This window comes from Mesorhizobium sp. B2-1-1 (genome assembly GCF_006442975.2).
Lineage (GTDB): Bacteria > Pseudomonadota > Alphaproteobacteria > Rhizobiales > Rhizobiaceae > Mesorhizobium.
In genome coordinates this window covers 378,847-392,011 of the sequence record NZ_CP083954.1, presented here as the reverse complement: position 1 = coordinate 392,011, position 13,165 = coordinate 378,847, and the positions used below count along the sequence as shown (strand labels likewise).

Below are 13,165 nucleotides of genomic sequence, written 5' to 3'. Positions count from 1 at the left end.
GGACAGAGGGGGGTGCCTCGCGCGGACATCCGTGATCTTCTGTATCGCGCATCGCCACCCCACCCCTGTCTTCGCTTCGCTGCGACAGCGAGCCGACCTCCGCACAGGGGGGAGGGTGAAAGCTCACCCATTCACCAGCGCCAGCAGCTCCTCTGTGTAGCGCTTGCCCATGACCTTATCAGGCGACAGTGCATCGCCGATTGTCTGTACCTCGGCAGCACTCAGCTCGATATCAGCCGCCGCCGTGTTCTGCTCGAGATGGCGGATTTTTCGGGCGCCCGGGATGGGGACAATGAAATCGCCCTGGTGCAGTACCCAGGCGAGCGCCAGCTGTGCCGAGGTGACTCCCTTCTCGGTCGCCAGTTTCTCCAGCGTGGCCACGACCTTGGCATTGGCTTCCATGGCGTCAGCCTGAAAGCGCGGCAAGGTGCGGCGCCAGTCGTCGTCATCAAGCGTCTCGGGCTTGGCGATCGTGCCGGTCAAGAGGCCACGGCCGAGCGGGCTATAGGGAACGAAACCGATGCCGAGTTCGCGGCAGACGGCGAACACCTCGTCTTCCGGGTCACGGCTCCACAGTGAATATTCGCTCTGGACCGCCGCGATCGGATGTACGGCATGTGCCCGGCGGATGGTGGCGACACTTGCTTCCGAAAGGCCGAGCGCGCGCACTTTGCCCTCGCGCACCAGCTCGGCCATGGCGCCGACCGTGTCCTCGATCGGCACGTTCGGGTCGACGCGGTGCTGGTAATAGAGATCGATCACGTCGGTGCCCAGCCGCTTCAGTGACGCCTCTGCGACGGCCTTGACGTGTTCGGGGCGGCTGTCGACGCCCGCCATGCGGTCGGTGCCGGTGCCTTCCTCCAGGATCTTGAAGCCGAACTTGGTTGCGATCGTCACCTGATCGCGCACCGGCTTCAGCGCCTTGCCGAGCAGGATCTCGTTCTCGTAGGGCCCGTAGACCTCTGCCGTGTCGAAGAAATTGACGCCGATCTCGACGGCGCGGCGCAAGGTGGCGATCGCCTCGGCTTCCGGCTGGCCCCCATAGCCAAAGCTCATGCCCATGCAGCCGAGGCCGACCGGGAAAACTTCCAGTTCAGTACCGAGTTTGCGGGTTTTCATCACGCGTCTCCTTGTTGCGATGCCCAGGAAATAGCGCCTTGCCTTATGTTCGATAATCGGCTCATCTGTGCACGGGGCGTTCTAGGAAATAGATCAATGAACCGGGCACATCTTTCACAGCTTGCGGTGCTGGCAACTGTTGCCCAATGCGGCAGCTTTCGCGGCGCGGCCAGGGAACTGGCGATCGCGCCGTCGGCGGTCAGCCATGCCGTGTCCAGCCTTGAGGCGCGGCTTGGCGTGCGGCTGTTGGCACGCAGCACCCGCAGCGTTGCCCCGACCGAAGAGGGCGCGCGGTTGCTGGAACGATTGCGGCCGGCGCTGTCGGAGATCGACCTGGCACTGGAGACGGCGGTCGAGGCGCGCGACCGGCCGGCCGGCAATCTGCGGCTCAGCGTGCCGCGCACGGCAGCCCATCTGGTGCTGACCCCGCGGCTCGGCGCCTTTGCCGCGGCTTACCCCGATATCGTGCTGGAGATCGTCATCGAGGACCGCTTCACCGACGTCGTGGAAGGCGGTTTCGACGCCGGCGTGCGGCTTGGCGAAAGCCTGCAGCGCGACATGATCGCGCTGCGCATCGGGCCCGATATCCGCGGCGCCGTGGTCGGCTCGCCCTCCTATTTCGACACCATGCCGAGGCCTCGCCACCCGCGTGACCTGTCCGACCATCGCTGCATCCGCTTCCGCTTCTCCAGCGGCATCCTCTACCGCTGGGAATTCGCCAGGGATGGCGAGGAGATCGAGATTGCCGCGCAAGGACCATTGATTCTCGACGAAGACCATCTGATCGCCCAGGCGGCGGTCGACGGGGCCGGGCTTGCCTTCGTCTTCGAGGATTATGTCCGCGAGCCGCTCCGCGATGGCCGGCTGGTTCGCGTGCTGGAGGATTGGTGTCCGTCCTTCGAGGGTTTCTTCGTCTACTATCCGAGTCGCCGCCAGATGCGGCCTGCGCTCAGGGCCTTCATCGATTTCTTCAGGGTGAGCGGATAGGCTGCCCTCTCCCTTGTGGGAGGGTGGAAGAAAGCCGACGCGACATTCGTTCACCTTCCATGCGAGCTTCGATCATAAATACCCCGACCCGCTACGGTTGGGCGGCAATCCTGCTTCATTGGCTGATCGGCCTTGCCTTCATCGGCCAGTTCGCGCTCGGTTTCGCGATGGTCCGCATCAGCAGCCAGCGCACGGCTTTCGAGCTCATCCAGCTGCACAAATCGCTGGGCTTCCTGCTGCTCGGCCTGATCATCCTGCGCATCGCCTGGCGGCTCGGCAATGCCGCGCCGGCCTTGCCATCCTCGGTCGGATCCCTGGAGCGCCGGGCGGCGCCGCTCGCTCACCTGGCGCTCTATGCCTTCCAGATCGCTTTGCCTCTGTCCGGCTGGGCGCTGGTTTCGGTCTCGACGCTGGAAATTCCAAGCATGCCGTTCAACCTGTTCGTGATGCCCAACCTGCCGCTCGCGGAATCCGATGCCGCCGAGAGTTTTTGGGCGGCAGCGCACTGGTACCTTGCCTATGCCGGCGCAGCACTTGTGGCGCTGCATGTCACGGCGGCACTGCGCCATCATTTCCGACTGAGGGACAATGTGCTTACACGCATCGTCACGCCTTCCTCAGGCGGGGAATAGAACGGGGTTCGGCCTCGTTTGTAAGCGAGGACGCGAAGAGCGTTGCCTCCGAAGAAGGAAATAATCTCATGTATGCGCGACTCCTCGGATCGGCGGCCCTTGCCGCTTGCCTTGCCGTGCCTGTCTGGGCAGCAGTTGTCCTCGATGATGCCGCCGGCAGTTACACGATCAGCCAGGCTGACTCCTCGATCCGCTTCACCATCGGCAAGGCCGGCGGCGGCGGTTTCGATGGTGCGTTTGCTCACTTCAAGGGCACGATCCGCATCGACAATGACGACGTCAGCCGCTCGAAGGTCAACCTTACCATTTTTCCCGAAAGCGTCGGCACCGGCCAGGGCCGCATCGACGCTTTCCTGCGTTCAGACGCCGTGTTCGATGCGGCCAACAGCCCCGAAATCCAGTTCCGCTCGACCAGCGTGACCCGCACCGGCGATACGACGGCGCTTGTCACCGGCCGGCTGACGGCGCGCGGCAAGACGTTTGCGGAAAAGTTCACCGCCGAGCTCGATGGCCTGAAGTCCGGCACGATCGGGTTCCACGTCACCGGCAAGGTGCTGCGGTCGCGCTACGGAATGGATGTCGGCACGCCGATCTATTCCAACGTCGTCGGTTTCGACATGAGGCTGACGGGGAAGAGGGGTTGAGCCATCGCTCCCCGCTCGTGGGGCGAGGAACTTGGCCCCCGCATTGGCTTTTGCCCCGATTTCAGGCAAACCTCCTCGCCTGTAATCGAGAGGAGAAGCCTGATGTTCCGATGGGGTGTGTTATCGACGGCCAAGATCGGTCGCGAGCAGCTTTTACCTGCGATCGTGGAGGCGGAAAATGGCGTGCTGTCCGCAATCGCCAGCCGCGATCAGTCGAAGGCCCGTGGGTTGGCCGATCGCTTCGGCGCGCCGCATGCTTTCGGTTCCTATGAGGAGTTGCTCGCCTCGAACGAGGTCGACGGCGTCTATATCCCGCTGCCGACATCGCAGCATGTCGAATGGACGGCCAAGGCCATTCAGGCGGGAAAACATGTGCTGGTCGAAAAGCCGTTGGCGCTCGACGCCAAGGACATTCCGCCGCTGATCAAGCTGCGCGATGCCAGCAAGGTGTTGGTCTGCGAAGCCTTCATGGTCGTCTACCATCCGCAATGGATCAAGGTGCGCGACCTGATCGCCAGCGGCGTCATCGGCCGGCTGCGCCATGTGCAGGGCGCGTTCTCCTATTACAATGTCGATCCCAACAACATGCGCAACCAGCTCGACCTTGGCGGCGGCGCGCTGCCCGACATCGGCGTCTACCCGACCGTGTCGACGCGCTTTTCCACCGGCAAGGAGCCGCTGCGCGTGCAGGCGACGATCGAGCGCGACAAAAAATTCGGCACCGACATCTATTCCTCGATCCGCGCCGATTTCGGCGACTTCGAACTGTCCTTCTATCTCTCGACCCAGATGGCCGCGCGCCAGGTGATGGTATTCCATGGCGAGAACGGGTTCATCGAGGTGTTCTCGCCGTTCAATGCCGGGCTCTACGATCACCACCGCGTCGAGTTGCACAATCAGAACCACACGGAGGCGCAGGTGTTCCGCTTTCCCGGTACGCAGCAGTACCGGCTCGAGGTCGAGACCTTCGCGCGGGCGGCCCAGGGCGGTAAGGAGCGCGTCTTCACGCTGGAGGAATCCGTGCTCAACCAGAAGGTCATCGACGCCATCTTCCGCGCCGGCGGCAAGGATGGCTGGGAGGCGGTCTGACCATCATTAATATATTCCGGTTCGAGATTCATACGGTAGCCAGCTAACGGGAGGGGAAATTGGCTGACGACGCGGATGTCATCATTGTCGGCGCCGGCCTTGCCGGGCTGGTCGCCGCCGCCGAACTGGCCGAGGCCGGCAAGAAGATCGTCATCGTCGACCAGGAACCGGAGCAGTCGCTGGGCGGCCAGGCCTTCTGGTCGTTCGGCGGTCTGTTCCTCGTCGATTCGCCCGAGCAGCGGCGCATGCGCATCCGCGATTCGCACGAGCTGGCGCTCGAGGACTGGCTGGGCACCGCCGCTTTCGACCGGCCGGAGGATCACTGGCCGCGCAAATGGGCCGAGGCCTACGTCGGCTTCGCCGCCGGCGAGAAGCGCTCCTGGCTGCTGGAGCGCGGGATGAAATTCTTTCCCGTGGTCGGCTGGGCCGAGCGCGGCGGCGGCAATGCCATTGGCCATGGCAATTCCGTGCCCCGCTTTCACATCACCTGGGGCACCGGTCCCGGCGTGCTCGAGCCCTTCGTGCTGCGCGTCCGCGAAGCCGAGAAGAAGGGACTGATCCGCTTCAAGTTCCGCCACCGCGTCAACGAATTGATCCGCACCGGCACGAGGATCGACGGGGTGCGCGGCGACATCCTGCAACCAAGCACCGTCGAGCGCGGCCACAAGAGTTCGCGTGAGATATCAGGTGATTTCGAGGTTCATGCGCAGGCCGTGATCGTCGCCTCCGGCGGCATCGGCGGCAACCACCAGCTGGTCCGGGAAAACTGGCCGAAGCGTCTGGGCGCGGCGCCGAAGTGCATGATCACCGGCGTGCCCGACCATGTCGACGGCCGCATGCTGGCGATCACGGAACAGGCCGGCGGCAGCGTCATCAACCGCGACCGCATGTGGCACTATGTCGAGGGCATCAGGAACTGGGCGCCGATCTGGACCGATCATGCCATCCGCATCCTGCCCGGTCCGTCGTCGCTGTGGCTCGACGCCAGGGGCAAGCGCCTGCCGGTGCCGCTTTACCCCGGTTTCGACACGCTCGGCACGCTCAGCCACATCATGAGCACCGGCTTCGACTATTCCTGGTTCATCCTGACCAAAAAAATCATCCAGAAGGAGTTCGCGCTCTCGGGCTCCGAGCAGAACCCGGACCTGACCGGCAAGAGCTGGCGCCAGGTGCTCGGCCGCGCCACGTCGGGCATTCCGGGCCCGGTCAAGGCGTTCATGGAGAAGGGCGAGGATTTCATCATCGAGGCCGAACTGCCCGATCTGGTGGCGCGCATGAACAAGCTGGCCGGCGGCGAACCGCTGCTCGACGTCGCCCATGTCGAGCGCGAGATCCGCGCCCGCGACCGGCAACTCGACAATCCCTTCTCCAAGGACATGCAGGTCACCGCGCTGCGCGGAGCGCGGGCCTATCTCGGCGACCGGCTGATCCGCACGGCCAGGCCGCACAAGATGCTCGATCCCGCGAACGGCCCGCTGATCGCGGTTCGCCTCAACATCCTGACCCGCAAGACGCTGGGTGGCCTGCAGACCGATCTCGAAAGCCGCGTGCTGGGGAGCGATGGCGAGCCGGTTCAGGGCCTCTATGCGGTCGGCGAAGCCGCCGGTTTCGGCGGAGGCGGCGTGCATGGCTATGCGGCGCTCGAAGGCACGTTCCTGGGCGGCTGTATCTTCTCCGGCCGCAGCGCCGGCCGGGCGGCGGCTCGTTCGGTAGGCTGAGCGCCGAACGGCTTGGCAGTCGCTGGGTTGATCATCGTCTGTCGATTGTCATGCGAGGAGGCCCTCACCAGATCCACTCGCTTTTGCCGAGCGCCGACACCGCCTCGACGATGCGGGTAAAGCTGGCGCGGGCGCGGCCGACCGTGTGCCTCGCCCTGAGATAGCCGTGCACAAGCCCTTTTTCTTCGAACCAAGTGGCTCGCCCGCCGCCCGCCACGATGCGGTCGCGATAGGCCTCGCCGTCCGACGACAGCGGATCGCACTCGGCGGTGATCAGCACGGTCGGCGGCAGGTTGGCGAAATCGGCGTCGGCCAGCGGCTGAAGCGTGATGTCGCCGGTCTGGTCCACGCCGCCGGTACGGATGTGCTTGTAGAATTCGAGGTCGCGCGTGGTCAGCATAGGCGCTTCGGCATGCTTCAGATAGGAGCCACGCGAACGGTCGCCGCCGAGCCCGGGATAGATCAGCACCTGCCCGATCGGTTTCTTCGCATGGCCGCGCGTCGCATGGCTGACCGCGGCGCAGAGATTGCCGCCGGCGCTGTCGCCGCAGAGCAGGATGGGATGATCGCGGGTGGCTGCCGCCCACTCGAAGGCGTTCATCGCGTCGTCAAACGCGGCCGGATGCAGATGCTCCGGCGCCAGCCGGTAGTCGACCGAGACGACGTCATAACCGGTGCGGCCGCATAGCTCGGCGCAAACGTCGTCATGGCTGTCGAGCCCGCCAAGGATGAACCCGCCGCCGTGGCAATAGAGCACCGTTGCCACTGCCTGCGGGGCGCTGCGATAGATGCGGATCGGGATATTGCACGCCTGTGCGGCAATAGCGGTGGTTTCCGCTGTCACTCCCTCGGGATAGCCGGCAAAGAACTCCCGGCACATGCGGTCATAGATCTCGCGCTGTTCGGCAATCGTGTAGTCGATCGTATCCGGCGGGTAATAGGAATTGGTCCGCTCGATGAAGGCCCGGGTCTCGGCATCGATGAGTTTGCTGTAGTCGGTCATGGCCGCGCCGACTGTGAACGGCGAGCCCAGGCACCCCCCTCTGTCCTGCCGGCCATCTCCCCCGCAAGGGGGGAGATTGGCAGTTCAATCGACATCGCCCTTATTGCAGCGTTGACGATTGGCGAAAGCGGAAATGACATCCAATCTCCCCCCTTGCGGGGGAGATGGCCGGCAGGCCAGAGGGGGGTGCCTCGCGCCGTCATCTCTGGCATTGCTTTACTTCCCCTTCCACACCGGTTCCCGCTTCTCCGCAAAAGCCCGGAACCCTTCCATATTGTCCTCGGAACCGTACAGCGCATCGACCGTCGGCAACTGCCGGCGCGTCACCCTGTTCATAGCGTCCTGGAAAGTCAGCGCTTCGGCCACCCGCGCGGTTTCCTTGATCGCGGCGAAGACCAGCGGCGGGCCGCTGGCGAGCAGGCGGGCGATCTCCCAGACGCGGTCCTCCAGCTTCTCCTTCGGCAGCACCTCGTTGACCAGGCCCCAGCGATGCGCCTCGGCAACGTCCATCCAGCGGCCAGTGAGCAAAAGGTCCATGGCGACATGATAGGGGATGCGCTTCGGCAGCTTGATGGTCGCGGCATCGGCAAGCGTGCCGGCGCGGATCTCGGGCAATGCGAAGGAGGAGTGATCGGAGGCGTAGATGAGATCGCAGGACAGCGCCAGCTCGAAGCCGCCCCCCACCGCCATGCCGTTTACGCAGGCGATGACAGGCTTGTTCAAGTCGCGCAGTTCCTGCAGCCCGGCAAAGCCGCCGACGCCATAGTCGCCGTCGACGGCGTCGCCGCCGGCGGCGGCCTTCAGGTCCCATCCGGCGCAGAAGAACTTGTCGCCGGCGGTCTTGATGATGGCGACGCGCAAGCCGGGGTCGTCGCGAAACGCCTTGAAGGTCTCGCCCATCAGCCGAGAGGTCTTCAGGTCGATGGCGTTGGCCTTGGGCCGATCGAGCGTGACCTCGAGGATCGAGCCTTCACGGCGGGTCGAAATGACGTCAGGCATTCTTGTTCTCTCCCAGCACCAAAAGCGCATCGGCGATCCAGGCGCCCTTGCCCTCGCTGCAGACGATCAGCGGATTGATGTCGAGTTCCTCGATCTCGCCGGCATTCGTCTGCACGAAGGCAGCAATGCCCGCGATGGCGTCGATGGCAGCTTGGACGTCGGCCTTCGGCCGACCGCGATAGCCTTCGAGCAGCGGGAACAGTTTGAGACCGCGAAGTGCTGCCTCGATGTCGTCGCGGGTCGCCGGCAGCATCAAGGTGACGCTGTCGCGCAGCAATTCGACCAGCACGCCGCCGGTGCCCAGCGTCATGACAGCGCCGAACATCGGATCGCGGGTGAAGCCGACGATCAGCTCGGCGACGCCGTCGCGCACCATGCGCTCGGCATAAAGGCCGGTGCCGAGCGGCAAAAGGTCGTGAGCGGCGGTGCTGACGGATTCGGCGTCCCTGAGGTTGAGCCTGACGGCGCCGACCTCGGATTTGTGGGTGACGCCTAGCGCCTTCAGCGCCACGGGGAAGCCGAGCGCCATGGACGAGATCACCGCCTCGACGGCACTGTCGGCGCGCTCGCCCTTGGGCACCGGCAGCCCGGCCTTGATCAGCCGCGCCTTGGCTTGCGCCTCGTCAGGCGTGACATGCTCGCCGCCGGCAGCGCCGGAAGCGGAGGTGTCGACCGGCTGCGCCTGCGGCTCGCGCCAGGCCCAGCCGATGAAGGCGGCCGCCTGGGCGGCATCCATCGCTTCGGAAATGCCGAACAGCGGCACCATGCCCCGCGCCATCAGCTCGGCGGTGTATTCCTCGGGCAGGTTCTCGGGCAGCGACGAGACGATCGCGCCATGCGCCTTGTTGGTCTTGAGCGCCGATTCGAAGGCGCGCAGCGTTGCCCACCAGTCGGTCACCGAGCAGCGGTCCGGGCGCGGGAAGTCGAGCACCAGCATGTTGAGGTCGAAGCCGCCCGACACCATGGCGGTGAAGGTGGCGGTCATTGCCGGTTCGTTGTTCCAGATGAAGGTGTGGTAGTCCAATGGATTGGCGACCGCGACCAGCGGCCCGAGCGTCGACTTGACGTGGGCACGGTGTTCTTCCGTCAGCACCGGGAAGTTGACCCAGCGGCCTTCGGCGCTGTCGGCCATGACCGAAGCCTCGCCGCCCGAACAGCTCATCGATGACAGGCTGTAGCCGGGCAGCGGACCGGTGACATGCAGCAGCTTCAGCGCCTCGATGAAGGCGGGGATGGAATCGACGCGCGCGATGCCGAGCCGTTTCAGGAAGGCCCCGGACGCTGCGTCCGAGCCGGCGAGCGACGCGGTGTGCGAGACGGTCGCTTGCCTGGCCTGTTCGGAGCGGCCGACCTTCATGGCGATGATCGGCTTTTTCAATTCCCTCGCCCGTGCCGCCAGCCGCTCGAAGCCGGCTACCGAATCGAAAGCCTCGATGTGCAGGCCGAGCGAGCTGACGCGCTCGTCCTCGATCAGGCCGAGCGCCATTTCGGAGAGGCCGGTCTGCGCCTGGTTGCCGGCGGTCATCAGGAAGGCGATCGGCAGGCCGCGCTTCTGCATCGTCATGTTGATGGCGATGTTGGACGACTGGGTAATGATGGCCACCCCTTTGCCGCCGTCGGCCAATCTTATGCCGCCATGCTGGTCGGGCCACAAAAGCGCGCCGTCGGCATAGTTGATCAGGCCGTAACAGTTCGGTCCGATGATCGGCATCTCGCCAGCGGCGGCGACGAGTTCGGCCTGCAGGCGCTCGCCATGCGCGTCATAGGCTTCGGTTTCGAGGAAACCGGCGGCAAAGCAGACGGCCCCGCCGGCGCCGCGTTCGGCCAAGGCCTTGATCACGTCGATGGTCAGGTGTCGGTTGACGCCGACAAAGGCGGCGTCCGGCGCGCCGGGCAGATCGGCGATCGAACGATAGGCCTTGCGGCCGGCGACCTCTTCCTTGCTCGGGTGCACCGGCCAGATCTCGCCGGCAAAGCCCATCTTGATCGACTGTGCCACGACCGCGGCGGCCTGCGCGCCGCCGAACACGGCGATCGATTTAGGGCGCAGAAGGCGTTCAAGTTTGTGCATGGATCAGGCCCCGAACGGGCGCAGCAGCGCCCGCGAAATGATGTGGCGCTGGATTTCCGACGTGCCTTCCCAGATGCGCTCGACCCGGGCGTCGCGCCAGATGCGCTCCAGCGGCAGGTCGTCCATCAGCCCCATGCCGCCATGGATCTGGATCGCTTCGTCGGCGACGTAAGCCAGCATTTCTGTGGCCTTCAGCTTGGCCATGGCCATGTCCTGGTCGGTGACGGTGCCCTGATCGTACTTCCAGCCGGCTTCGAACACCATCAGGTCCGCGGCCTTGAGTTCGGTTGCCATGTCGGCGAGCTTGAACGACACGCCCTGGAACTTGCCGATCTGCTGGCCAAATTGCTGACGCTGCGCGGCGTACTCGACCGCATGGCCAAGCGCCCGCTCGGCACGGCCGAGGCAGGTGGCGCCGACCTGCAGGCGGGTGGCGCCGAGCCAGGAATTGGCGACGTCGAAACCCTTGTGGACTTCACCCAACACCTGGCTTGCCGGAAGGCGGCAATCGTCGAATTCGAGGATGGCGTTGGTGTAGCCGCGATGCGAGACGTTGCGGTAGCCGTCGCGCACCGTGAAGCCCTTGGTGCCCTTGTCGACGAAGAAGGCGGTGATCTTCTTGCGTTTGCCGCGCGGCGAATCCTCTTCGCCCGAGGCCATGAAGACGATGGCAAAGTCGGCGAGGTCGGCGTGGGAGATAAAGTGCTTGGTGCCGTTCAATACCCAGTCGTCGCCGTCCTGCACGGCGGTCGCCTTCATGCCGCGCAGATCGGAGCCGGCGCCCGGCTCGGTCATCGCCAGGCAATCCCATTTCTCGCCACGGATGCACGGGAACAGATATTTTTCGCGCTGCTCCGGCGTGCCGGCCAAAAGGATGTTGGAGGGGCGCGCGACGCAGGTCCAGTGCAGCGCGTAGTTGGCGCGGCCGAGTTCCTTCTCGTAGAGCAGCCAGGTCACCGTATCGAGCCCCGCGCCGCCGACATCGGCCGGCATGTTGGCGGCATAGAGACCGGCTTCGATCGCCTTGGCCTTTAGCTCCTCGATCAGTTCGCGGCGCAGCACGCCGGTGCGCTCGACCTCGCGCTCATGGGGGTAAAGCTCATTCTCGACGAAGGCGCGCGTCGTCTCGACAATGAGCTTCTGTTCCTCCGACAGACCGAAATCCATGGTCTCAGCCTTTCTTCTTTTTCTTCGGTTTTTCGGCTTTCTTCACCGGCTTCGATGCCTTCGCCTTCTCGGCCGCCTTGGAGGCGGCCGGCTTTTTCGCCGCCAGCTTGGCCAACTGCTTCCTATAGTCCCTGTGCAGGGCGCCGGCGCCCCAGCCCTTGCCCTTGTTCTGCTTCGAGAGCGCATCCATGATGGCGACCAGATTATCGTCGCGGATCTTTTCCAGTTCGCGGATCGACAGGCCATGCGCCTGGTCGTCCGACTGCGTGGCGATCAGGTCGACCAGTTCGTCGTTGAACTCCGGTACGTCCATCAGCTTGGTCCACGGCCATTTCAGGCAGGGGCCGAACTGCGCCATGAAGTGGCGCATGCCGGCTTCGCCGCCGGCGACGCGATAGACCTGGAACATGCCCATCTGTGCCCAGCGCAGGCCAAAGCCATAGCGCATGATGTCGTCCAGTTCCTCGACGGTGCAGATGCCGTCCTTGATCAGCCACAGCGCCTCGCGCCAGGCGGCTTCCAGCAGGCGGTCGCCGACGAAGGCTTCAATCTCCTTGCGGATGACGACAGGCTTCATGCCGATCGAGGCATAGATCTCCTTGGCGACCTCGACCGCCTCGGGGAATGTCTGGTCACCGCCGACGATTTCCACCAGCGGCAGGAGATAGACCGGGTTGAACGGGTGACCGACGACAAGCCGCTCCGGGTGTTTTTTCATCGCCACCTGCATGTCGGTCGGCTTGATGCCTGATGTGGACGAGCCGACGATGGCGTTGGCCGGCGCGTGGATATCGATCTCGGACAGGACCTTATGCTTGAGGTCGAGCCGTTCCGGCACGCTCTCCTGGATGAAATCGGCATCGGCCACCGCCTCGGCGATGGTCTTGGCGAAGGTCAGCCTGCCTTCTTTCGGCAGGCCGCCCGGAACCATCTGCTTGTAGGCGCGGCGCGCGCCCTTCATCACTTCTGAGACCTTGCGCGAGGCCTCGGGATCAGGGTCGAAGATCGACACGTCGATGCCATTCAAGAGCAGGCGCGCCACCCAGCCTGCGCCGATGACACCGCCGCCGATGGCGGCCGCCTTGTTGATGATGCTCATGGTCAGGCTCCGGTTCTTTTGGCGGCTGTTTGTGGATCCGTCAGAGGCACGCGCTCGCCCATGCGGATCACTGATGGGTCGTAGGCCTTGCGGGCAAAGACTTCGAGCGCGAAAGGCCGGAAGAACTCGATCGGCAGCGTCTCGTAGTCGGGGTCGAAGCTCGACTGGTCCCAGCGCTCGCAGAACTGGTCGCAATCGTCGAAATAGGCATGACCGGCGAAGCGGTCGCGCGCATGGCGGTTGCCGCCAAGATGATGGGCATAGTAGAGGCGCTGGAAATCGCCGTGCTTCTCCACCACCCAGGTGCATTGTTCGCGCACGAAAGGCTTCAGGATCGACGCGGCGTATTCGTCGTGGTTGTAGGGTGCGTAGATGTCGCCGATGTCGTGCAGGAGCGCGCAGGCGATCCAGTCGGTGTCGGCGCCATCACGCCAGGCGCGCGTCGCCGCCTGCAGCGAATGGCCGAGCCGGGTGATCTTGTAGCCCGACAGGCCCTCATCGAGCTGCACCAGCGCGTCGAGCAGCCGCTCGCCGGTCCTGGCTGCATAGTCGATCTCGTGCGCGGTCAGGAATTCGTAGTCTTCCCTGTCGCCATCCTTCATCGCCGTGAATTTTACGGTAGCCATATCGACCCTCC

12 protein-coding genes are annotated in these 13,165 nt (G+C 64.7%); 5 read left to right on the top strand and 7 right to left on the bottom strand.

What is annotated here, in order from left to right:
- Positions 1 to 123: 123 nt before the first annotated feature.
- Positions 124 to 1,119 (bottom strand): aldo/keto reductase, encoded by a 996-nt coding sequence (locus FJ972_RS01790; RefSeq protein WP_140525803.1) that lies wholly within the window; start codon positions 1,117 to 1,119, stop codon positions 124 to 126.
- Between the two features lie 96 nt (positions 1,120 to 1,215).
- Between FJ972_RS01790 and FJ972_RS01785 the strand changes: the two genes are divergently transcribed.
- From FJ972_RS01785 to FJ972_RS01765, 5 genes are all read left to right on the top strand, one after another.
- Positions 1,216 to 2,106 carry a LysR family transcriptional regulator gene (locus FJ972_RS01785; RefSeq protein WP_140525802.1) on the top strand — a complete coding sequence of 297 codons (891 nt, stop codon included), beginning with the start codon at positions 1,216 to 1,218 and terminating at the stop codon, positions 2,104 to 2,106.
- A 59-nt stretch (positions 2,107 to 2,165) separates the two neighbouring features.
- Positions 2,166 to 2,738, top strand: a complete 573-nt coding sequence (locus FJ972_RS01780; protein ID WP_140517768.1) for a cytochrome b — start codon at positions 2,166 to 2,168, stop codon at positions 2,736 to 2,738.
- Positions 2,739 to 2,806: 68 nt separating this feature from the next.
- Positions 2,807 to 3,382: a YceI family protein gene (locus FJ972_RS01775; RefSeq protein ID WP_140491123.1), complete on the top strand. Its 576-nt coding sequence runs from the start codon at positions 2,807 to 2,809 to the stop codon at positions 3,380 to 3,382.
- Positions 3,383 to 3,484: 102 nt separating this feature from the next.
- Positions 3,485 to 4,471 carry a Gfo/Idh/MocA family protein gene (locus FJ972_RS01770; protein ID WP_140491121.1) on the top strand — a complete coding sequence of 329 codons (987 nt, stop codon included), beginning with the start codon at positions 3,485 to 3,487 and terminating at the stop codon, positions 4,469 to 4,471.
- Between the two features lie 59 nt (positions 4,472 to 4,530).
- Positions 4,531 to 6,189 (top strand): FAD-binding dehydrogenase, encoded by a 1,659-nt coding sequence (locus FJ972_RS01765; protein WP_140525801.1) that lies wholly within the window; start codon positions 4,531 to 4,533, stop codon positions 6,187 to 6,189.
- A 64-nt stretch (positions 6,190 to 6,253) separates the two neighbouring features.
- On the opposite strand, the gene FJ972_RS01760 is transcribed toward FJ972_RS01765, so the two are convergent.
- The 6 genes from FJ972_RS01760 to FJ972_RS01735 all read right to left on the bottom strand — a co-directional run bounded on the left by FJ972_RS01760 (position 6,254) and on the right by FJ972_RS01735 (position 13,154).
- Entirely contained in the window at positions 6,254 to 7,192 is a 939-nt protein-coding gene (locus FJ972_RS01760; RefSeq protein ID WP_140525800.1) for an alpha/beta hydrolase, read from the bottom strand.
- Positions 7,193 to 7,408: 216 nt separating this feature from the next.
- On the bottom strand, positions 7,409 to 8,191 hold the full coding sequence (locus tag FJ972_RS01755) for a carnitinyl-CoA dehydratase (RefSeq protein ID WP_140491114.1): 783 nt from the start codon (positions 8,189 to 8,191) through the stop codon (positions 7,409 to 7,411).
- Positions 8,184 to 10,262 (bottom strand): acetate--CoA ligase family protein, encoded by a 2,079-nt coding sequence (locus FJ972_RS01750; protein WP_140525799.1) that lies wholly within the window; start codon positions 10,260 to 10,262, stop codon positions 8,184 to 8,186. Before FJ972_RS01750 ends, FJ972_RS01755 begins: the two co-directional genes overlap by 8 nt.
- Positions 10,263 to 10,265: 3 nt before the next feature.
- On the bottom strand, positions 10,266 to 11,429 hold the full coding sequence (locus FJ972_RS01745) for an acyl-CoA dehydrogenase family protein (protein WP_140491110.1): 1,164 nt from the start codon (positions 11,427 to 11,429) through the stop codon (positions 10,266 to 10,268).
- A gap of 4 nt (positions 11,430 to 11,433) precedes the next feature.
- Positions 11,434 to 12,528: a carnitine 3-dehydrogenase gene (locus FJ972_RS01740; RefSeq protein WP_140525798.1), complete on the bottom strand. Its 1,095-nt coding sequence runs from the start codon at positions 12,526 to 12,528 to the stop codon at positions 11,434 to 11,436.
- Positions 12,529 to 12,530: 2 nt separating this feature from the next.
- Entirely contained in the window at positions 12,531 to 13,154 is a 624-nt protein-coding gene (locus tag FJ972_RS01735; protein ID WP_140525797.1) for an HD domain-containing protein, read from the bottom strand.
- Between the last annotated feature and the right edge of the window lie 11 nt (positions 13,155 to 13,165).